This is a genomic window from Bosea sp. 124, assembly GCF_003046175.1.
Lineage (GTDB): Bacteria > Pseudomonadota > Alphaproteobacteria > Rhizobiales > Beijerinckiaceae > Allobosea.
Window position 1 is genome coordinate 3,963,085 of the sequence record NZ_PZZM01000001.1, and the last position, 20,188, is coordinate 3,983,272.

The window sequence follows — 20,188 nt, forward strand, 5'->3', positions numbered from 1 at the left end:
TGTCAGTGCCGCGTTTCGGTCTCGCGCTCGCCGGTCATGCCCTCGATGGTGATCGCGGTCTTCTGCGGCATGCCGATGATCCGCCCGATCGTCGCCGGCAGCGGCATCATGCTATGCGCCGCCTTCATCAAGGCGAGATTGGCAAGGATGTCGGGCGGGAAGGGGCAGACCTTGCGGTTCGCCAGATCGACATGGAGCGAGAGGTTCTCGCTGGTGGCGGCGAGCCAGCCCTCGGTGGCGTGGCGCATCTCGAGATAATAATGCAGCCGCTTGTCGTCGAAGGCGATTAGCTGGGCGGTGACGCGGACCTGATCGCTCTCGGTCAGCTCGCGCTTGTAGAGAATGTGGCACTCGGCCGTGAAGGTGGAGGCATGACGCGTCTCGACATAGTCCTGTGTCAGGCCGACCAGCGAGAACACCTCGTCGACGGCGCGGTCGAACAGGACATGGTAGAAGGCCATGTTGAGGTGGCCGTTATAGTCGATCCATTGCGGCTCGACCCGCATGGCGGACGAAACGAAGGGCGCAAAGAACAGCGCCGGGGCGCGGATGTCGTCTTTCATGGCCGCCTCCCTCGCTCAGGGCAGATGCCCTCGTTGCGGAATCCACGGTGCAGCATCACCCCTGCGATCAGAGAGCATCAGGACCGATGCGACACCGCATCAATGCGCTGCCCGTTGCCTGCCGGCATGGTCTATCATACTGCGTAGCCGCCTGCCGTCAGCCCGGCTTCGGGACAATCGAACCGTCCGGCGTCAGGCTGCTGTCCGGATCGTAACCGTTTGCGAAACCGAACGGTTCCAAGTCTAAACTCCAGAACTGGATGTTGACAATGAATTTGCCTGCCGCTGCCCTGCATGAGCCCCCCGCATCCGCCGCAACGCTGCCGCCGTCGCCGGCGTCGGTCGAAGCCGTCCTGCAGGGGCTGGCGGCCTCCCTCGGCAACCGGCTGGTGACGAGCCTGGCGGTGCGCCAGCAGCACGGCCACACGCTGACCTGGATCACGAACCAGCCGCCGGATGCGGTCGTCTTCCCGCAGAGCACGCAGGAGGTCTCCGAGATCGTGACGCTCTGCGCGGCGCATGGCGTCCCGGTCATCGCCTTCGGCACCGGCACCTCGCTGGAAGGTCATGTCAACGCGCCCTTCGGCGGCGTCTGCATCGACATGAGCCAGATGAAGGCGATCATCGCGGTCCATGCCGAGGATCTCGACTGCGTGGTCGAGGCCGGCGTCACCCGCAAGGAGCTGAACGAGCATCTGCGCGATCAGGGCCTGATGTTCCCGATCGATCCGGGCGCCGATGCCTCGATCGGCGGCATGGCCGCAACGCGCGCCTCGGGCACCAATGCCGTGCGCTACGGCACGATGAAGGACAATGTCCTGGCGCTGACCGCGGTGATGGCCGATGGCGCCATCGTCAAGACCTCGACGCGGGCGCGCAAGACCTCCGCCGGCTACGACCTGACGCGCCTGCTCGTGGGCTCGGAAGGCACGCTCGGCATCATCACGGAAATCACGCTGAAGCTGCATGGCATTCCCGAGGCGATCTCGGCCGGCGTCTGCCCGTTCCCGTCGGTCAAGGCGGCTTGCGACACGACGATCGTCACGATCCAGACCGGCCTGCCGGTGGCGCGGATCGAACTGCTCGACGAGACGATGATCCGCGGCGTGAACATCCATTCGAAGCTCGGCCTGCCCGAGACCGTCATGCTCTTCGTCGAGTTCCACGGCTCGGATGCGGGCGTGAAGGAGCAGGCCGAACGCTTCGGCGAGATCGCGGCCGAGTTCGGCGGCGGGCCGTTCGACTGGGCTACCAAGGCCGAGGACCGCAGCAAGCTCTGGCAGGCGCGGCACGACGCCTATTGGGCGGCACGCGCGCTGCGGCCCGGCGTCGATTCCGTCGCGACCGATGTCTGCGTGCCGATCTCGCAACTGGCCGACTGCGTCGAGGAGACCAAGCGCGACATCGAGGCGAGCGGACTGATCGCCCCGATCGCCGGCCATGTCGGCGATGGCAATTTTCATACACAGCCGCTGGTCGACCTGACCGACCCCGGCGAGGTCGCGCGCGCCGAAGCCTTCATCGAGCGGCTGGTCAAGCGGGCGCTCGCCATGGGCGGGACCTGCACGGGCGAGCACGGCGTCGGCCAGAAGAAGATGAAATATCTCGAGGCGGAGCATGGCGCGCCGGCGCTCGCAGTGATGCGCCAGCTCAAGCGCGCGCTCGATCCGCAGAACATCCTCAACCCCGGCAAGATCCTCGTGCTTTGACCGGAAGGGGCGGACATTCATCCCATCCTGTCCGCTGCTGTTTGAAAATATCGTGATCTTGCCGCGACTTGGCGGCATGATCACGGCGCCCCCCAACGACGAGGATAATGCCGGACGTTGCGTGAGACCCTGACAGTCCTGGCCGGCCTGCTGGTGCTGGCGTTGCTCGCCGCCCTGATCGGGCCGGGCTTCGTCGACTGGCGCGGCTACCGGCCCCAGTTCGAGGCGCGGCTCGCGCAGGCGCTCGGCGTCGACACCAGCATCGACGGCGGCATCGGTTTGCGGCTTCTGCCGTCGCCCCGGCTGACACTGCAGGATGTCCGCTTCGGCGGCGCGACGCAGGACGCCAGTTCGGCCTCCGTGGATCTCCTCACGGTCGAGCTCGCGCTGTCGGCCCTGGCGAGGGGCGAGTTCCGCATCGCCGAGGCGAAGGCGGAAGGGGCCGCGGTCTCGGTCGTCGTCGACGAGGCGGGTGCGGTCCGGCTGCCGGCGCGCGCCGGTTCCGGACTGCCGACGCAGACGAGCCTCGACCGTCTCGCGGTCAGCCGCTCGCTCGTGATCTGGCGCGAGGTGGGCAAGGAGCCGCTGACGATCGCGCCGATCGCGGCCGAGGTCTCCGCCATCAGCCTGGCCGGTCCGTGGCGGATCGAAGGCGAGGTCGCGGGGTCGTCGCTGCGCGTCACCACCGGCACGCTGGAGCCGGACGGCCGGCTGCGCGCCAAGGCCTTCGTCACGGGCGAGGACATCCAGCTTGGCTTCGACGGCAATTTCCTGCTGCCGGCTGCTGCCGGCGGCGTCGGGCTCGGGCTCGACGGTGCCTTCACCCTCTCGCCGGGCGGCGCGCTCGCCCTGTCCGGCAAGGTCAGCGGCAGCAGCCGGCAGCTCGACCTGTCCGGCATCGCGCTCGACATCGCCGGTGGTGCGGCCCGGCTGGAAGGCGAGGGGCAATTCCTGCCGGCGACGGGGACAGGCTCGCTGGCGCTGCGGGCAAGGCGGCTCGATGCCGACGCGCTGGCCGGCGCGCTGGCCGAACGCGCCGGCTTCGAACACGCCCTGCAGACGCTTCCGGGCCATTTCGACATCTCGCTCGATCTCGACCAGGTGATCTGGCGCGGCGAGGATTTCTCCGCCTTCGGGTTGCGTGGGCGGCTGGACGGAAACGGCCTCGCCGACGCGGTGGCGTCGGTGCGGGTGGCCGGCGCCCTGCTCGGCGCGAGCGGCGCCATCGACAGCCATGGTGTTGCCGGAAAGCTCAACCTCAAAGCCGAGGATTCCCGGCGGATCGGGCTCGTGCTCGCCCGCGCAGGGCTCGACCCGGCGCTGGCCGACCTCGTTGCGGCGCTGGGCCAGATCGATGCCGAGGCTATCGGTGCCTGGGATGGCGGGCGCATCGGGGTGCAGCGCCTGATGATGACCGGCTCGTCCGGTGTCAGGCTGGAACTTTCCGGTGACATCACGGCCGAGCGGCTTGCCGCCAAGGCCTCGCTGAATGGCTTCGACCTCAACACCCTGCCGCCGGGCGAGAGCGTCGCCGGGCTGATCGGCCGGCGCGACCTCGCGCTCGACCTCAGCCTCGGCAATGCCCGCTTCCGCAATGCGCCGCCCGGCTCGGCCAGTCTCGATTTGCGGCGCGAAGGCGCGGTCTGGCGGCTCAGCCGGCTGGCCATCGACGGCTTCGGCGGCGTCAGCATCTCGGGTTCCGGTGCGCTGCTGGCGGAGGGCGGCGAGATTTCCGGCCGTATCCGCGCGGCGCGCTTCGAGACGGTTGCTGCGCTCGCCGGGACGCTCCTGCCCGAGGCGGCGCGGCAGGTGCTCGGGCGCGTCAGCGACGGGCTGTCGCGTCTCGATGCCGGTTTCCGCCTGACGCGGGCCCCGGCCGGCGATACCGGCGTCTCGGCGGATGGCTCGGCACAGGCGGGGCGTCTCGCCTTCACCGGGCGCCTCGACGGCGGCGGAAGCTGGACGGGCGCGTCGCTGCGGTTCGATCTCGGCGATCGTCGCCAGGCCTTTCAGGCGCTCGGATTGCCGGCGCCAAGACAGGCCGGCGCTGGCCAACTGGTCCTGGAACAGGCGCAGGGCAGGGTGGTTGGCTCGCTCGCGGGGCCGGGCCTGTCGGTGGTGCTGGAGAGCGAGGGGTCGGCCCAGCCGCGTCTCAGCCTTCAGGCCGACGGGCCGGGCCAGATCCTGCCCGAGGGCGCCGCACGGCTTCTGCCGGATGGCGTTCTCGATGCGAATGCCCGCATCGGTTTCGCACCCGACACCATCACGCTCGACGATCTCGTGGTCAATCTGGGTGGTGCCAGCGCGCGCGGCAGTGTCGCTTTCACGCGTGACAGCGGGTTGACCGGCCGGCTCGCGGTGCCGGGAGCCGATCTGCGCATGCTGCTCGGCTCGGCGCTCGGGGCCGGGCCTTCGGGGGCCGCGACATGGTCGACGACGCGCTTCGGCGCTTCGGCCGGCCTGCCCGATTTTCAGCTCGCGATCGAGGCCGGCTCGCTGGTCGCAGCCGAAGGCATCACCCTGCGCGATGCCCGCTTCGCGCTGCGCTCGGATCAGGACGGGCTGCGGCTCGACGATCTGACTGCGGCCTATGGCGGTGGGCGCGTCGGCGGCCGGCTGGCGACGCGCCGCGAGGGTGGGCTCGCGCAATTGTCCGGCCGGGTCAGCCTCGATCGTGTCGACCTTGCGCCGCTGACCGGCGGTGCGCTCGGCGGCAAGGTCTCGGGAGAGTTCGAGGCCGGCGGTTCGGGCGAGAGCCCGGCGCGGCTGATCGCCGGGCTGGGCGGGGCCGGCAGCCTGACTTTTTCCGACGCGCGCCTCAGCCGCTTCGACCCTGCGGCTTATGCGCGGGTGATCGCGGCCACAGGGGAGGATGCCTCCGAGAGCGACACGTCCCGGCTGCAGCAGAGGCTCGCCGAAGCGCTCGACCGCGATTCCTGGGCGCTGGGCGGCGTCACCATGCCATTCACCCTGGCCGGCGGCCTGATCCGGCTGCAGCCCCTGACCTTCGAGCGCGGGGAACTTCGGACCGAGGCCAGCGGCGTCGTCGACCTGCGCGCGCTGACCGTCGATCTGAGGCTGGGCGTGAAGCCGCTTGGACCCTTGCCGAAGGGCTGGCCGGCGGATGCACCGCAGATCGGCGTCGCCTGGCGCGGGCCGCTTTCGGCGCCACGACGGGAGGCGGACGTCAATGCGCTCTCCAATATGGTCGCAGCGCGGGCATTGGCGCGCGAGATCGAGCGCGTCGAGTCCTTCGAGGCGGATGCGCGCGAACGGGCGTCGCATTCGCGCCGGCTGCGGGCCGAGCGCGAGACGCGCGAGAACGAGCGCAAGCTGAACGAGTTCCTCAAGGCCGAGGAGGAGCGTCGCATTGCAGAGGAGAAGCGGGCAGAGGAGGCGAGACGCGCCGAGGAAGCCCGCCGGCTGGTCGAGGAACGCCGGGCCGAGGAAGCGCGGCGCGCCGAACAGGCGCGGGTGGCGCAGGAGATGCGCCGCCGCATCGAAGCCGAGGAGCGCGCCGAGCGCGCGCGCGCGGCGGCCGAGCGGGCCGCGGCGGAACGCGCGGTAACACAGCAGCCGGGGCCACTGATCCTGCCCGGCGCACCGCGCGCGAATTTCCCCGATGCCGTCTTGCAGCCTGCTCCGCTGCAGCCGGCTCCGTTGCAGCTAAGTCCGCTGCAGCCGGCCCCCTTGCAGGCGGTGCCGCCGCTGGCGCCACCGATCGACATCCAGCCCGTGCCGCGGCCGTTGTCACGGGGCGCGCAACCCAACTGAACGGTGCCTTCGCAGACTGATTCAGGTCGTTGCGGGGTCGATTCAGATGACTGGTGCAAGAGCCTGATATCAAGGCTCTTTCAGGCGATCATGATACGGGCTTGCGGCCTGGGTCGCCCGGTCTTCGGGGCCCGACTCGTGGGGCGGCGTGGTCCCGGCGTATCGTGACCTACGCGGTCGCCGCCAGACGTCTGTAATGCGCCAGCACATGAAGCCGCAGCGCCGAGGACAGGTTCACGGCCTCGCGCCCTGAATCGATCGTCGCGATCAGGGCCGCCACGGTCAGTCCTTCGGCCGCGGCGATCTGTTTCAGCGCGTCCCAGAAGGGCTCTTCCAGCGAGACGCTGGTGCGGTGGCCGGCGATCGTCAGCGAACGCTTGCGCTCGGCGTTCACGGCTTTCGTCCGTCGTCCTTGTGCCCGTCATCCTCGGGCCGGCCATCTTCGCCAGGCAGGCGATGGCCCTCGAGTGCGCGTGCCGCCTTGCCGCGCTCGGCCTCGCTCAGGCTGCGCTCGGCCTTGCTGCGGCCGAAGCTGATCCGGTTCTGCTCGGCCTGCTTCTCGGCATCCTGTCGTGACCGCTGCTTGCGGGCGCGACGGAGATTGACGATCTCGGCCATGGCGCCTCGCCCGGCTCAGACCGGACCGAGCATGCGCTCGGGCCGGACGGTCGCGTCGAAGAGCTCGCCATCGACGCCGGCGCGCAGCGCCTCGTCACGCAGCGTCGAGCCGTTGTGGTGCGCCGCCTTGGCGATGCCGGCCGCCGTGTCGTAGCCGATGGCAGGAGCCAGCGCCGTGACCAGCATCAGCGAGCGCGACAGCAGCTCTGCCAGGCGGTCCTCATTGGCCTCGATGCCCTCGACGCAATTGGTGCGGAAGCTCTCGGCCGCATCCGCCAGCAGCCGGACCGATTGCAGGAAGGCGGCGGCGATCACGGGCTTGAAGACGTTGAGTTCGAAATGGCCCTGGCTCGCGGCGAAGCCGATGGTCGTCTGGTTACCGAGAACCTGCGTCGCGACCATGGTCAGCGCCTCGGCCTGGGTCGGGTTGACCTTGCCGGGCATGATCGAGGAGCCGGGCTCGTTCTCGGGCAGGCTGATCTCGCCAAGGCCCGAACGCGGCCCCGAGCCCATCAGGCGGACATCGTTGGCGATCTTGAACAGGTCGGAGGCGAGCGCGGCGAGCGCGCCATGGGCAGCTGCAAGCGCGCCATGGCTCGCCAGCGCCTCGAACTTGTTTTCGGCGGTGCGGAAGGGCAGGCCCGCCAGCGCCGCGACCTCCTTGGCGAAGAGGACGGCAAAATCGGGATGGGTGTTGAGCCCGGTACCGACGGCGGTGCCGCCCTGCGCCAAAGCGTGAAGCCCACCGAGCGAGGCTTCGATCCGGCCGATGCCGAGACGGAGCTGCATCGCGTAGCCCGAGAACTCCTGGCCGAGTGTAACGGGGGTGGCGTCCTGGAGATGGGTGCGGCCGATCTTGACCAGATTCCGGAAGGCGTGCGCTTTGGCGGCGAGCGCCTTTTCGAGCTGGCGCAGCGCCGGCAGCAGCTGCCGCGAGATTTCGAGCGCGGCGGCGATGTGCATCGCGGTCGGGAAGCAGTCGTTCGAGGACTGGCCGCGATTGACGTGGTCGTTGGGATGAACCGGGATTTTGGCGCCAAGGCCTGCGCCGAGAAGCTCGTTGGCGCGGTTGGCCAGCACCTCGTTGACGTTCATGTTCGACTGGGTGCCGGAGCCGGTCTGCCAGATCACCAGCGGGAAATGCCCGTCGAACTTGCCTGCGAGCGCCTCGTCGGCGGCATGGCAGATGGCGCCCGCGACGCGCTGATCGACCAGGCCGAGCCTCGCATTGACGTGGGCCGCAGCCTTCTTGACCAGAACCAGCGCATGGATGAGTGGCAGCGGCATGCGCTCGCGCTCGCCGCCGATGCGGAAATTCTCGAGCGAGCGCTGCGTCTGGGCGCCCCAATAGCGATCGGCAGGCACGGCGATCGGGCCGAAGGAGTCGGTTTCGGTACGGATATCGGACATGAAGCGGGCCTGCTGGTTTGGGGAGTTCTCCGCCGGCGTCGATGCGTGTCCGAAACGCCGGTCAGGTCTTCTTGCGGAAGGAATCGAGGCTGACGACCTGTGCACCGCCGCTGTCGTCGCCTGCATCCGCATCCGCCTCGTCCGGGGCCGCGTCGTCGGGGCGGGACTTGGCGGCCTTGGTGCTGCTCTTGCCCGCAGGCGCGCCATCGGAGGCCTTGCCCTTGATCGCGGGAACGCCGGCCGGTGTGGCCTTGACGGGCAGGGTGACGGGGGTCGGGGGCGCCTCGCTCGGCTCCGAGCCTGCGCCGCGAATCTTCGGGGCAGGAGCCTGATCGTTGGCGGAGGTGCTGTCCGCCGCGTCCTGAGTCTCGAATTTCAGGCCGAACTGGACCGATGGGTCGAAGAAGGTGGTGATCGCATCGAACGGGACCAGCAGCCGCTCCGGCACGCCCGAGAAGGACAGGCCGACTTCGAAGGCATGCTCGCTGACGCTGAGATCCCAGAACTGGTGCTGCAGCACGATCGTCATCTCTTCGGGATGCTTCTCGCGCAGCCGTTGCGAGACGCGCACGCCCGGTGCCGTGGTGCGGAAGGTGACGTAGAAATGATGGTCGCCCGGCAGGCCGTCGCGCCCCGCTTCCGTGAGAATCTTGCGCACGACCCCCTTCAGTGCGTCCTGCACCATCAGATCGTAGCGAAGAACGTCCTTTGACATCGGGTCGGGGCTTCCGCTTTCAGCTTCCTGCGGCACCAGCCGGTCAGGCCATCGAAAAAAGTGGAGGCTTCTGTTGCCAGGCGCCTCCGGGCCCCGCCTTACGTCGCTAAACGGAAGGACTTAGGTTTGGGAACCAGCACCGCTTACGCGGCGACAGCGACCCGAGCATTGTTGTCGTTGGCAACTATGCGTTAGCCCTATAACGGCGGAACCATACCGGGCAAAAGAACGGCCTTTACACTCTCGTCGATCCTATTTCGCCCCCGCCGCAACCCTGCCACCAAAGTGGCCTGGCCAGCCCGCGGTCCAAGATCCCGCAGGCCGCCCTTTAGCTCGCGCTGCAGGGCTGTGGTGGAGGCGCCGGGTACCGCCCCCGGGTCCGAAAAGCTTATTCCGACGCTCGTTTATCGCCATAGCCGATCTTGCGAACGGCAAGACCAATATAGGGGCTGCGTCGCTGCGGGGAAAGAGAGGAAGGACGCATCGCCGGCTTATTTCCGGGAAGGCTGTTTTCAGTTCAGGACGCGGCCGTCCTCGACATGGATATCGAGGACTTTCTCGTTGCCCGCCCGGTCGCGTCCGGCGACCTCCCAGAGGTCGCCCGAGAGGGTGATCTCCTCGATGTGATCGAGGCCGGAACGCCAGGCGATGCTGCGCGCGGACGATTCCGAGACGCGCGGCGCGATGGTGGGCTTTGGCAATGGCTTGTGAACATGAGCGGTGCGCTTCGGGCTGTGCGACGTCCTCGTCGACGCCGTGCAGGGCACCGTGAACCCTGCCGCCAACCAGATCAGGCCTGCTGCAAAGCCAATCCGTTTCATCCTGTCCTCCTGCCGTCATCGCCGGCTCAGGAGCTCCGGAATTGTGGCAGGTCGAGCGGTGCAGCCTGCATCAATCGGTCAAATCCTCTCCCGATCGCGTGATCTGCGGCGATCGATCAAGGCTGGGCCTTGGCCGCCGCAGGGCGATCGCGCTCCATCTTGATGACCGTTCCATCCGTGGCGCGCAGATCGATCTCGATTCCGGCGCCGGTGCTGTCGCGGCCCTCGATCTCCTATTTGCCGTCGTCGAGCTTGATCTCCTCGATGCGGACGAGGCCATGTTCGTTGGCGATGCGGCGGGCATCGTCCATCGAGATCGCGGGTTCGCCGGGCTGGATCGGAGCGGGTGACTGCGTCTGGGCGTTGATTCCGGCTGTGGGCATGGCGAGCAGGGCCGACAGCAGCATCGCGCAGGTGGCGGTGCGAAGGGGCATGAGATTCTCCTCGTCTGTCAGGGCGCGGATGGGCCCGACCGATCAACCGCCCGGGACGGCATCAGTTCCGGCTGCTGCCATCGGCTGGTCGTGACGAGCGCTAGGAAGCTTGCGAGAAAACGGGGGAAGCCCGTTCCGGCGGCCGCGCCAATCCGGCGAGCTGTCGTTATGGTGGCGCCGTTTCGACGGGATTCGCCCATGCGCCAATATCACGACCTGCTCCGACGCGTGCTCGACGAGGGCGTCCGCAAGGACGACCGGACCGGCACCGGCACGCTCGCCGTGTTCGGCCACCAGATGCGCTTCGATCTCAATGACGGCTTCCCGCTCGTCACGACGAAGAAGCTGCATCTGAAGTCGATCATCCACGAGCTGATCTGGTTCCTGCGCGGCGACACCAATGTGCGCTACCTGCAGAATAACGGCGTCACGATCTGGGATGAATGGGCCGACGCCAATGGCGATCTCGGCCCGGTCTATGGCCGGCAATGGCGCTCCTGGCCGGCACCCGACGGCACCACGATCGACCAGATCGCCTGGCTGGTGAACGAGATCCGGCGCAACCCGGATTCGCGGCGGCTGATCGTCTCGGCCTGGAACCCGGCCGACATCCCGAAGATGGCGCTGGCGCCCTGCCACTGCCTGTTCCAGTTCTTCGTCGCGGATGGAAAGCTGTCCTGCCAACTCTACCAGCGCTCGGCCGACGTCTTCCTCGGCGTGCCGTTCAACATCGCGAGCTATGCGCTGCTGACCCATATGGTGGCGCAGGTGACGGGTCTGGGCGTCGGCGACTTCGTCCACTCCTTCGGCGACACGCATCTCTATGTGAACCATCTCGACCAGGCGAGGCTTCAGCTCGACCGCGAGTTCAGGCCGCTGCCGAAGCTGGCGCTGAACCCGGCCGTCACGAAGCTCGAGGATTTCAATTTCGCCGACCTGGTCATCGAGGGCTATGATCCGCATCCGGCGATCAAGGCGCCGATCGCGATATGAGCCTCGTGATCCGCTCCGCCCGGCCAGAAGAGGCCGGGCTTGTCCTCGATTTCGTCAAGGCGCTGGCTGAATACGAGCGGCTGGCCGACCATGTCCTGGCGACCGAGGCCGAGATCGCGGAGGCGATCTTTGGCGAGAACCCGCGGGTCTTCTGCGACATCGCCGAATGGGAGGGCGAGCCGGCCGGCTTCTCGGTCTGGTTCTATACCTACTCGACCTTCAGCGGCCGGCACGGCATCTGGTTGGAGGACCTGTTCGTGCATCCGCATCTGCGTGGAAAGGGCATCGGCAAGGCGTTGATCGCGGCGCTGGCGAAGCGCTGCGTCGCGGAAGGGCTGCCGCGGCTGGCCTGGTGGGTGCTGAACTGGAACGAGCCCTCGCGCGTGTTCTACCGCTCGATCGGTGCCAGGGCGCAGGACGAGTGGACGGTGAAGCGGCTCGACGGCGAGGCGCTGGCGCGGCTGGCGGGCGAGGGCTGAGCGATGGCGCAACTTCCCATCGTGCTGATCGCTGCCATCGCCGACAATGGCATCATCGGCGATGACAACCGGCTGATCTGGCGGCTCAAGACCGATCTGCGCCATTTCAGGAGCCTGACGCTCGGGCGGCCGGTGCTGATGGGGCGCAAGACCTTCCTCTCGATCGGCAAGCCGCTACCCGGGCGGGAGACGATCGTTCTGACGCACGATCCGGCGTTCCGGCCCGACGGCGTCCATGCTGCGCATTCGCTGGAGGAGGCTCTATCGATCGGACAGCGGCTCGGTCACGGCATGGGCGCCGATTCCGTGACGGTGGCGGGTGGCGCGGACGTCTACCGGCAGGCCCTGCCGCTGGCCGAGCGCCTGGAGCTGACGCTCGTCCATGCGACGCCGGAAGGAGACGCGGTTTTCCCGGAATGGGACCGTTCCGCCTTCCTTGCCGAGGGCCGGGAAAGCCATCCGCGCGGTGCCGATGACGAGCATCCGTTCACCTTCGCGACGTTTCGCCGCCGGGCCTGAGCGACTTTCCGTTGATGATGAATGCCTTGCGTCGTTGACGAATCCATGGCCCATGCCCAAGTCAGCCCAGAACGCCCCGGCAAGGGGCGCTGACAAACGACCGCCATTCGCCTATGGCACGGCAGGTCGGCAGAGAAAGGGAACGGCGCAAGAATGCCTTGGAGCAACCAGAGCGGCGGTGGCAATGGCGGGGGTGGACCCTGGGGCCAGCGTGGGGGAAGCGGTGGCGGTGGCGGCGGCGGTCCGTGGGGTGGTGGCTCCGGTGGCGGCAATAGCGGCCCGCCCGATCTGGAAGACATCCTGCGTCGCAGCCAGGACCGGCTGAAGAACCTGATGCCCGGCGGCAATCTCGGCGGCCGCGGACTGATTTTCGGCCTTCTCGCGCTGGTCGTGATCTGGCTCCTCACGGGCTGGTATATCGTCCGCCCGAACGAGGTCGGTCTCAACCTGCGTTTCGGCCAGTTCATCGGCAAGACCGGCGAAGGCCTGAACTATAACTGGCCTTATCCGATCGGCAGCGTGATCAAGCCGCAGGTGACGAACGTCATCACGACCGAGGTCGGCTTCCGGACCGTCGAATCCGTGCGCACCTCGCGCCAGTCCGACGTGATCGAGGAAAGCCTGATGCTCACCGGCGACGAGAACATCGTCGACATCGACGTGATCGTGCAGTGGCAGATCGATCCGGCCGCGCCCGAGAATTACGTCTTCAATATCCAGGATCCGCCGGGCACCGTGAAGGCCGTGGCCGAGAGCGCGATGCGCGAGATCATCGGCCGCCGCAACATCCAGCCCGTGTTGACGACCGACCGCGCCGCGATCGAGACCGAGGTGCGCCAGCTCATGCAGGAGACGCTGAACGGCTACAATGCCGGCGTGCAGATTCGCCTCGTGCAGCTCCAGAAGGTCGATCCGCCGCAGCAGGTCATCGATGCGTTCCGCGACGTCCAGGCGGCGCGTGCCGACCAGGAGCGTCTGCGCAACGAGGCCCAGACCTATGCCAACCGGGTCGTGCCTGAATCGCGCGGTCGCGCGGCGCAGCTCATCCAGTCCGCCGAAGCCTTCAAGGAGCAGACCGTCGCCGAGGCCCTCGGCCAGGCGAGCCGCTTCAACGCGGTCTTCGAGCAGTACAAGAAGGCGCCTGCCGTGACCCGCGAGCGCCTCTTCCTCGAGACCATGGAGCGCGTCCTGGGCGGGACCGACAAGATCATCCTCGACGGTGCGGGCACCGGACAGGGCGTCGTGCCCTATCTGCCGCTCGACCAGCTCCAGCAGCGGCGCCCAGGTCCGGGCGCGCCCCAGACGGGAGCTGTCCGATGAACGGCGCCATCATCCGCATCGGTCTGCTCGTCGTCCTCGGACTGGCGGCCGTCGTCTTCTACGCCATGACCTTCGTGGTCCAGCAGACGCAATCGGCGCTCGTGCTGCGCTTCGGCGCCGTGCGCAGCGTGGTCACCGAGCCGGGTCTGTACTTCAAGCTGCCGGCCCCGTTCGAGCAGGTCACCCTGCTTGACAACCGCATCCTCGACCTCGACCTGCCGGCGCAGGAAATCATCGCCTCGGACCAGAAGCGTCTCGTCGTCGATGCCTTCACGCGCTACCGCATCTCCGATCCGCTGCGGTTCTACCAGGCGGTCAACAACATCCCGCGCGCGAACTCGCAGCTCGCCTCGATCGTGAACGGTAACGTCCGCTCGGTTCTGGCGGAGGCGAGCTTCACCTCGATGGTCCGCAACGACCGGGCGCGGCTGATGAACCGCATCCGCGACGAGGTGAACCGCGAGGCGGCCCGCTTCGGCATGACGGTCGTCGATGTCCGGCTGCGGCGCGTCGACCTGCCGGCGGCCAACTCGGCGGCGGTGTTCCAGCGCATGCAGACGGAACGCCAGCGCGAGGCGGCGGAAGCCCGCGCGCTCGGTGCCCAGCAGGCGCAAGAGGTTCGGGCGCGTGCGGACAGGGAGGCGACCGTGATCGTCGCCGAGGCGCAGCGCCGCTCCGACGAGGTCCGCGGCGAGGGTGAAGGCGAGCGCAACCGCGTCTTCGCCGAAGCGTTCGGGCAGGACGAGGAGTTCTTCACCTTCTATCGCTCGATGCAGGCCTATGAAGCCAGCATCAAGCCCGGCGATACGAGAATGGTACTGTCTCCCGATTCGCCGTTCTTCCGCTTTTTCAACGGCCCCAATGCGCCCCGGCGCGACGCGGCTCAAGCCACGCCGGCGACGCCGGCGCCGGCGCGGCCCTGATTTCACGCATAGGCGTCGCGCATGTTCGATTTCATCGCGGCGCTGGGCCTCGTTTTCGCGATCGAGGGCATCCTGTTCGCAGCGGTGCCCAATCTTGCCAAGGACGCCTTGCGAAGTGCCGCCGAGACGCCGCCCGAGCGCATGAGGCTGATCGGCCTCGGCTCGGCGGTGCTCGGCGTCCTGCTGGTCTGGCTGGTGCGCGGCTGATCACAGCGTGGGTGCACAGATGAGGGTGCACAGGATCGTGTTCGATGGCATGATCGTGTGTCGACCTTCCGCCGCAATTTGCGGTTCAATTGAGTCAGCGTTTGAGGCAGCGTTTTCTTTGCGCCGCGTTTTCTGCGCCGGGCGGCTCGGCGCGAACTTCCTGTCACGAGGACACTGATGGCAACGAAACCCGTCTCTGCTTCCGGAAACCTGGCCTCGGCTTCCCTGGCTTCCCGCTCGCGCCGGATGGCGCTCGCGGCGATTGTCGGCTGCCTGTCGGTTCTGGGCGCCACCGTCATGGTCCCGGCCCAGACGGCGTCGGCGCCGATTCTCCAGGGCCAGGTCTCGCTGGCCGATCTCGCCGAGCGCGTGATGCCGGCCGTCGTCAACATCGCGGCGGTGACGACGAGCGATACGCGCGGGCGCACCCTGCCGCAGATTCCGCAGCTCGGCCCCGACACGCCCTTCGGCGATCTGTTCGAGGAGTTTTTCAACCGTCGCGGCCAGGGGCAGCAGGGCCGCCCGGGCCAGCCCGGCCAGGGCCAGCAAGGCGAGAACCAGGCTCCGCAGCAGCGGCGTTCGCAATCGGCCGGTTCCGGCTTCGTGATCGATGCCTCCGGCATCGTCGTGACCAACAACCACGTCATCGGCGACGCCAACGAGATCACGGTGATCTTCAACAGCGGCCTGCGCCTCAAGGCCGAGGTGATCGGCAAGGATGCCAAGGTCGATCTGGCGGTGCTGCGGGTGAAGCACGACAAGCCGCTGCCGGCGGTGAAGTTCGGCGATTCCGACAAGATGCGGATCGGCGATCCCGTGATGGCGATCGGCAATCCGTTCGGCCTCGGCGGCTCGGTCTCGTCCGGCATCGTGTCGGCACGCAACCGGGACATCCAGCAGGGCCCCTACGACACCTATATCCAGACCGACGCGGCCATCAACAAGGGCAATTCGGGCGGCCCGCTGTTCAACATGAACGGCGAGGTGATCGGCATCAACACCGCGATCCTGTCGCCGACGGGCGGCTCTGTCGGCATCGGCTTCGCAGTGCCGTCGGCGCTGGCCAGCAACATCGTCGAACAGCTCCGCGAGTTCGGCGAGACCCGTCGCGGCTGGCTAGGCGTGCGGATCCAGAGCGTCGACGACGCCACGGCGGAGGCGCTTGGTCTCGGCACGGCGCGCGGCGCACTCGTCGCCGGCGTCGACGACAAGGGCCCGGCCAAGCCGGCCGGCCTCGAGATCGGCGACGTCGTCACCAAGTTCGACGGCAAGGAGGTCAAGGATTCCCGCGACCTGCCGCGCATCGTCGCCGCGACGCCTGTCGGCAAGGACGTGCCGATCACGATCATGCGCAAGGGCAAGGAAGAGGTGAAGACGGTCAAGCTCGGCCGTCTCGAGGATGGCGAGAAGGTGCAACCGGCTTCGGCCAAGACCCCGGCCGAACCCGCCAAGCCCGCCGTCACGACCGCGCTCGGCCTCGAATTCTCGCCGCAGACCGATGATCTCAGGAAGCGCTATTCGATCAAGGATGGCCTCAAGGGCGTCGTCATCACCAAGGTCGATCCCAATTCCAACGCCTCCGACAAGCGCGTCCTCGTCGGCGAACTGGTCGTCGAGATCGGCCAGGAGGCTGTCAACACGCCGGAGGAGGTGACCAAGCGGCTCGATACGCTGAAGAAGGAGGGCAAGAAATCGGCCCTGCTTCTGGTCTCGAACGCCCAGGGCGAGGTCCGTTTCGTTGCCGTGTCGATGAACTGAGAGCCGATCTCGAAACGCCGCGCGCCGGCGTTTTCAAGTCTTTCAGGGCGGCCCCTCGGGGCCGCCCTTTTCGTATCCTGATTGATCGGATTGCCGATATGCACTGGTTCTCGATCCGCCGCAGTGGCAGGGTCGCGGCGGCATCGACCGGAGAACCGAGATGAAACTGAGCGAAATTCCCTTCGTCACCACGGACTGGTCGACGATCCCGGCCGAGCGCCATGCCGGCGATGTCGGCGAGGCGATCTGGCGCACGCAGCATTTCGGGCCGGCCGAGAACCGCATCCGGGTCCGCATGGTCGAATATTCGCCGGGCTACGTCGCCGATCACTGGTGCTCCAAAGGCCACATCATCCTGTGCCTCGACGGCGAGATGGAGACGAGGCTGGAGGACGGGCGGGTGATGCCGCTGAAGGCCGGCATGACCTATCAGGTCGCCGATGGCGCCGAGGCGCATCGCTCCAGCACCGTGACGGGCGCGAAGCTCTTCATCGTCGATTAGTCCCGGACGATCTCATCGCCCGTATAGCCTTGCGCATAAAGCAGGGCGGTGAGATCGGCATGGTCGAGCCGGGCATCGGCGGCGGCGGCCACCGCCGGCTTGGCGCGGAACGCGACGCCGAGCCCGGCCTCGCCCAGCATGGCGAGATCGTTGGCGCCGTCGCCGATCGCCAGCGTCCGCTCCGGCGCGAGGCTGCGGCGGGCGCGCAGTTCGAGAAGGGCGTCGAGCTTGGCCTGCTTGCCGAGAATTGGATCGGCAACCTCGCCGCTCAGGATGCCGCCCTCGGCAAGCAGGATGTTGGAGCGGTGCTCGTCGAAGCCGATTGTCGTGCTGATCGGGCCGGTGAAGACGGTGAAGCCCCCGGAGACCAGCGCCGTATAGGCGCCGTTGGCGCGCATGGTGCGGACGAGTTCGCGCCCGCCCGGCGTCAGGGTGATGCGCTCGGCGATGATCTCGCCGACCACCGCGAGCGGAACCCCCTTGAGCAGAGCGACGCGCTCGCGCAGCGCCGGCTCGAAGGCGATCTCGCCGCGCATGGCGCGCTCGGTGATTCCGGAGACCTTCTCCTTCAACCCGACATAGGCTGCGAGCTCGTCGATGCACTCCTGGCCGATCATGGTCGAGTCCATGTCGGCGAGGAACAACGACTTGCGCCGCATCGCCTCCGGCTGGACGACGATGTCGACCGCTGCCTCGTCGAGCAGCCGGCGCAGATCCGCTTCGAGCTTGCGCGCGTCGCCCGCTTCCGCGAAGAGGTCGGCGGCGATCTCGCCGTCGAGGCGCTGCACGCGCAGGATGCCGGGCAGGGTGCTCTCGATCCGCTTCAGCAGGCGTTCGTCGAGCAGGGCCTGTCCATGGGCGGAAACCAGTGTCGCGACGAGCATGTGAAGGGCCGGTTCAGGTGACGAAGGAAGCGGAGGGGATCAGGGCGGTGCTCATCGCAGGTCCGACCGCGAGCGGCAAGTCCGCGCTGGCGGTCGAGATCGCGCGGCGCTGCGGCGGCACTGTCGTCAACGCGGATTCGATGCAGGTCTATGCCGATCTGCGGACCATCACCGCGCGCCCGACTTCGGCGGAGGAGGCGATCGTTCCCCACCGCCTCTACGGGCATGTCGACGGGGCGATCAATCATTCGGCGATGCGCTACGCCGCCGATGTGGCGGCGGTGCTGGCGGAGCTGCGCCAGGCCGGTTCGCTGCCGGTTCTGGTCGGGGGCACGGGGCTCTATTTCAAGGCGCTGACAGAGGGGTTCTCCGCCATCCCGCCGGTGCCGGAGGCGGTACGGAGCGCGTTCCGGGCCCGCGTTGCAGAGCAGGAAACCGGGTTGCTCCATACCGAACTCGGCGCTGTCGACCCCGAGATGGCCGAGCGGCTGAAGCCCGGCGACCGGATGCGCATCATGCGCGCACTCGAAGTCCATCTCGCGACAGGGCGGTCGATCGCGAGCTTCCAGGGCGAGCGCCATCCCGGCCCGCTGGACGGGCTGCCGCTATTGAGGCTGTTCGTCAGCCCCGAGCGCGAGGAGGTCCGCGCTCGCATCGACCGTCGCTTCGAGACGATGATGGCACAAGGCGCGCTGGACGAGGTCGCGGCTCTGCGCGAGCGCCAACTTGACCCGCTGCTGCCCGTGATGCGCGCCCATGGCGTGCCGGGGCTGATCGCCCATCTCGACGGCTCGCTCGGGCTGGACGAGGCGATCGCGCGCGGCCAGGCGGATACGCGCGCCTATGCCAAGCGGCAGGTCACCTGGTTCCGGCATCAGATGGCGGGCTGGCAGGCCGTGGCGCCGGATGCGGCGCTCGATGTCGCGCTGCGTGCCGTCTGCGCCTGAGATCGCGTCGGTCTTTGCCGAAGGCGGCAAGTCCCTGGTCGGGCCGGTGCCGGGGCACATGAGCGCTCAGGCTGCGACCGAGATGTCCGGATCGGCGAGGCGGATGCAGCCGCGGCCTTCGTTCTTGGCGCGATAGAGCGCGCGGTCGGCCCGCTCGACCAGCGCGGGGAGCGTCTCCGAACCGAGGCGGGCGGCGACGCCGAGGCTGGCCGAGACCTGGAGCGCCAGCGCCTCGGAGACCGGCAGGCGGCGGGCGGCGAGTTCGTCCTGGATGAGCAACGCCGTCCGCAACGCCATCTCGAGATCGGCGCCGGGGAGGAGGATGGCGAACTCCTCGCCGCCGAAACGGCCGACGAGATCGAGATCTGTCCGCGCGAGGCCGAGCAGCAGATCGGCAAAGGCGCGGATCACCGCGTCGCCGGCGGGGTGGCCATGGCTGTCATTGACCGATTTGAAGTGGTCCAGATCGACGACGATCAGGGCGATCGCGGTGCCGCTGGCCTCGCAGGCTGAGATCGCGGCGTTGGCCTTCTCGGTGAAGGAGCGGCGATTGAGGAGCGCGGTCAGAGGGTCGGTCTCGGCGAGCCGGCGCAGTTGCTGCTCGCGCTCCTCGCGCTGGCCGATCTCCTGTGAGAGCGCGCGGCGGGTGGCGCGTTCGCGGCCGATCTCCAGCGCGAGCGTTGCGGCGCGGCTTTTCAGCGTCTGATTGGCAACCGTCAGGTCGGAGACGTCGGTGATCGTCAAGACCAGCCCGTCGCCCAGGGGCGCGACCGCGATCCGCAGCCAGACGGTCTGCCCGCCGGACGAAAAGGAGGTCTCGATCATATCGGGGCGGCGCAGTTCCAAGGCGGAGAGGCAGCGTCGCCAGACCGTCGGCTCGGCCAGGAAGGGCAGGCCGGTCCTGGCGTCCTCATCGACCGGGTCATGGTCCGGACGGCCCGCGATCACGGCGGCGCGGCGGTTGGCGGTCAGGATCACCGTGCGTTCGACATTGCCGGCTTCGCTGCGGATGGCGCGCAGCGCGACGATGCCCGAAGGCGAGGTCTCGAGCACAGCTTTCAGGAGTTCCTCGTGAAACTGGAGCGGGCGGCTGAACGCGATCAGGAAGCGACGGCCATCGGCGGCCGTGGCCGGCATGATCAGCCTTTCCCACAGGCTCACCCGGACGGTCGACAGGGAGCGATGCACCGTGTAGATCGCCCCACCCTCGGAGAGAGCCCTGTCGCAGCAGGCGATGGTGAAGCGCGCGACCTGCGGTGCCATCGCCGAAACGCGCTCCTTCAGGCGGCTGGCGCCGACATAGCGGACGATCTCCTGCCCGTAATGGATGAAGGCGTAATCGCCGTCGTCGGTCGGCGCGAGCACCATCAGGTCGGCGCCGAAGCCGGGCATGATCTCCTGGCAGAACGCCTCGTAGGGAACGCCGGCCGCGCCGTTCGCGCCAAGCCGGAAACGCTGGAACAGCTCCGCCACCTCCGGTGCGTGGGCGCGGGCTGCGATGTTGTCGGTATGAACTTCCTGATACATGGCCGTCCCGAAGCGAGCGCCGCGAGGTTAGCAACCCCTCGTTGAAAAAGTGTTCCGTTGCGGCCTCGGATTTGCTGCAGGCTGC

Annotated in this window: 20 protein-coding genes and 1 other RNA gene; 11 read left to right on the forward strand and 10 right to left on the reverse strand. The window is 68.0% G+C overall.

The features are described from left to right. Window positions 1-2: 2 nt before the first annotated feature. Window positions 3-563 (reverse strand): thioesterase family protein, encoded by a 561-nt coding sequence (locus tag C8D03_RS18815; protein ID WP_108048603.1) that lies wholly within the window; start codon window positions 561-563, stop codon window positions 3-5. Between the two features lie 269 nt (window positions 564-832). Between C8D03_RS18815 and C8D03_RS18820 the strand changes: the two genes are divergently transcribed. Continuing rightward, window positions 833-2,272 carry an FAD-binding oxidoreductase gene (locus tag C8D03_RS18820; protein WP_108048605.1) on the forward strand — a complete coding sequence of 480 codons (1,440 nt, stop codon included), beginning with the start codon at window positions 833-835 and terminating at the stop codon, window positions 2,270-2,272. Window positions 2,273-2,389: 117 nt separating this feature from the next. Then, on the forward strand, window positions 2,390-6,046 hold the full coding sequence (locus tag C8D03_RS18825) for an AsmA family protein (RefSeq protein ID WP_108048607.1): 3,657 nt from the start codon (window positions 2,390-2,392) through the stop codon (window positions 6,044-6,046). Window positions 6,047-6,215: 169 nt separating this feature from the next. On the opposite strand, the gene C8D03_RS18830 is transcribed toward C8D03_RS18825, so the two are convergent. From C8D03_RS18830 to C8D03_RS18860, 7 genes are all read right to left on the reverse strand, one after another. After that, window positions 6,216-6,440 (reverse strand): ribbon-helix-helix domain-containing protein, encoded by a 225-nt coding sequence (locus C8D03_RS18830; RefSeq protein ID WP_108048609.1) that lies wholly within the window; start codon window positions 6,438-6,440, stop codon window positions 6,216-6,218. Next, window positions 6,437-6,664: a DUF4169 family protein gene (locus tag C8D03_RS18835; protein WP_108048611.1), complete on the reverse strand. Its 228-nt coding sequence runs from the start codon at window positions 6,662-6,664 to the stop codon at window positions 6,437-6,439. Before C8D03_RS18835 ends, C8D03_RS18830 begins: the two co-directional genes overlap by 4 nt. 15 nt (window positions 6,665-6,679) lie before the next feature. Continuing rightward, window positions 6,680-8,074: a class II fumarate hydratase gene (fumC, locus tag C8D03_RS18840; protein WP_108048613.1), complete on the reverse strand. Its 1,395-nt coding sequence runs from the start codon at window positions 8,072-8,074 to the stop codon at window positions 6,680-6,682. A gap of 61 nt (window positions 8,075-8,135) precedes the next feature. Next, window positions 8,136-8,789, reverse strand: coding sequence for an SspB family protein (locus tag C8D03_RS18845; protein ID WP_108051828.1), 654 nt, complete (start codon window positions 8,787-8,789; stop codon window positions 8,136-8,138). Between the two features lie 59 nt (window positions 8,790-8,848). Further along, window positions 8,849-9,261, reverse strand: a transfer-messenger RNA (tmRNA) gene (gene ssrA, locus C8D03_RS18850). 40 nt (window positions 9,262-9,301) lie between these two features. Then, on the reverse strand, window positions 9,302-9,610 hold the full coding sequence (locus C8D03_RS26240) for a hypothetical protein (RefSeq protein ID WP_146170227.1): 309 nt from the start codon (window positions 9,608-9,610) through the stop codon (window positions 9,302-9,304). Window positions 9,611-9,843: 233 nt separating this feature from the next. Beyond that, complete coding sequence (locus tag C8D03_RS18860) at window positions 9,844-10,044, reverse strand: hypothetical protein (protein ID WP_108048617.1); 201 nt, start codon at window positions 10,042-10,044, stop codon at window positions 9,844-9,846. A 198-nt stretch (window positions 10,045-10,242) separates the two neighbouring features. On the opposite strand from C8D03_RS18860, the gene C8D03_RS18865 reads away from it, so the two are divergent. The 8 genes from C8D03_RS18865 to C8D03_RS18900 all read left to right on the forward strand — a co-directional run bounded on the left by C8D03_RS18865 (window position 10,243) and on the right by C8D03_RS18900 (window position 16,745). Continuing rightward, window positions 10,243-11,037 carry a thymidylate synthase gene (locus C8D03_RS18865; RefSeq protein ID WP_108048619.1) on the forward strand — a complete coding sequence of 265 codons (795 nt, stop codon included), beginning with the start codon at window positions 10,243-10,245 and terminating at the stop codon, window positions 11,035-11,037. Then, a complete protein-coding gene (locus tag C8D03_RS18870) occupies window positions 11,034-11,516 on the forward strand; it encodes a GNAT family N-acetyltransferase (RefSeq protein ID WP_108048621.1) in 483 nt (160 codons plus the stop codon). The genes C8D03_RS18865 and C8D03_RS18870 overlap by 4 nt, the downstream gene beginning before the upstream one ends. A gap of 3 nt (window positions 11,517-11,519) precedes the next feature. Beyond that, window positions 11,520-12,035, forward strand: a complete 516-nt coding sequence (locus C8D03_RS18875) for a dihydrofolate reductase (RefSeq protein WP_108048623.1) — start codon at window positions 11,520-11,522, stop codon at window positions 12,033-12,035. Between the two features lie 153 nt (window positions 12,036-12,188). Beyond that, complete coding sequence (gene hflK, locus C8D03_RS18880; protein ID WP_108048625.1) at window positions 12,189-13,355, forward strand: FtsH protease activity modulator HflK; 1,167 nt, start codon at window positions 12,189-12,191, stop codon at window positions 13,353-13,355. Continuing rightward, window positions 13,352-14,278, forward strand: a complete 927-nt coding sequence (gene hflC / locus C8D03_RS18885) for a protease modulator HflC (protein ID WP_108048627.1) — start codon at window positions 13,352-13,354, stop codon at window positions 14,276-14,278. The genes hflK and hflC overlap by 4 nt, the downstream gene beginning before the upstream one ends. A gap of 21 nt (window positions 14,279-14,299) precedes the next feature. Next, window positions 14,300-14,485: a DUF2065 domain-containing protein gene (locus tag C8D03_RS18890; protein ID WP_054207127.1), complete on the forward strand. Its 186-nt coding sequence runs from the start codon at window positions 14,300-14,302 to the stop codon at window positions 14,483-14,485. Window positions 14,486-14,662: 177 nt separating this feature from the next. After that, on the forward strand, window positions 14,663-16,243 hold the full coding sequence (locus C8D03_RS18895) for a Do family serine endopeptidase (RefSeq protein WP_248308530.1): 1,581 nt from the start codon (window positions 14,663-14,665) through the stop codon (window positions 16,241-16,243). Between the two features lie 160 nt (window positions 16,244-16,403). Further along, window positions 16,404-16,745: a DHCW motif cupin fold protein gene (locus C8D03_RS18900; protein ID WP_108048631.1), complete on the forward strand. Its 342-nt coding sequence runs from the start codon at window positions 16,404-16,406 to the stop codon at window positions 16,743-16,745. On the opposite strand, the gene serB is transcribed toward C8D03_RS18900, so the two are convergent. Further along, window positions 16,742-17,629 carry a phosphoserine phosphatase SerB gene (gene serB, locus C8D03_RS18905; protein ID WP_108048633.1) on the reverse strand — a complete coding sequence of 296 codons (888 nt, stop codon included), beginning with the start codon at window positions 17,627-17,629 and terminating at the stop codon, window positions 16,742-16,744. The two genes, C8D03_RS18900 and serB, sit on opposite strands and share 4 nt — an antisense overlap. A gap of 17 nt (window positions 17,630-17,646) precedes the next feature. Between serB and miaA the strand changes: the two genes are divergently transcribed. Then, a complete protein-coding gene (gene miaA / locus C8D03_RS18910; RefSeq protein ID WP_108048635.1) occupies window positions 17,647-18,576 on the forward strand; it encodes a tRNA (adenosine(37)-N6)-dimethylallyltransferase MiaA in 930 nt (309 codons plus the stop codon). A gap of 66 nt (window positions 18,577-18,642) precedes the next feature. Here miaA and C8D03_RS18915 read toward each other — a convergent pair whose 3' ends face one another. Further along, a complete protein-coding gene (locus C8D03_RS18915; RefSeq protein WP_108048637.1) occupies window positions 18,643-20,103 on the reverse strand; it encodes a GGDEF domain-containing protein in 1,461 nt (486 codons plus the stop codon). Window positions 20,104-20,188 lie beyond the last annotated feature (85 nt).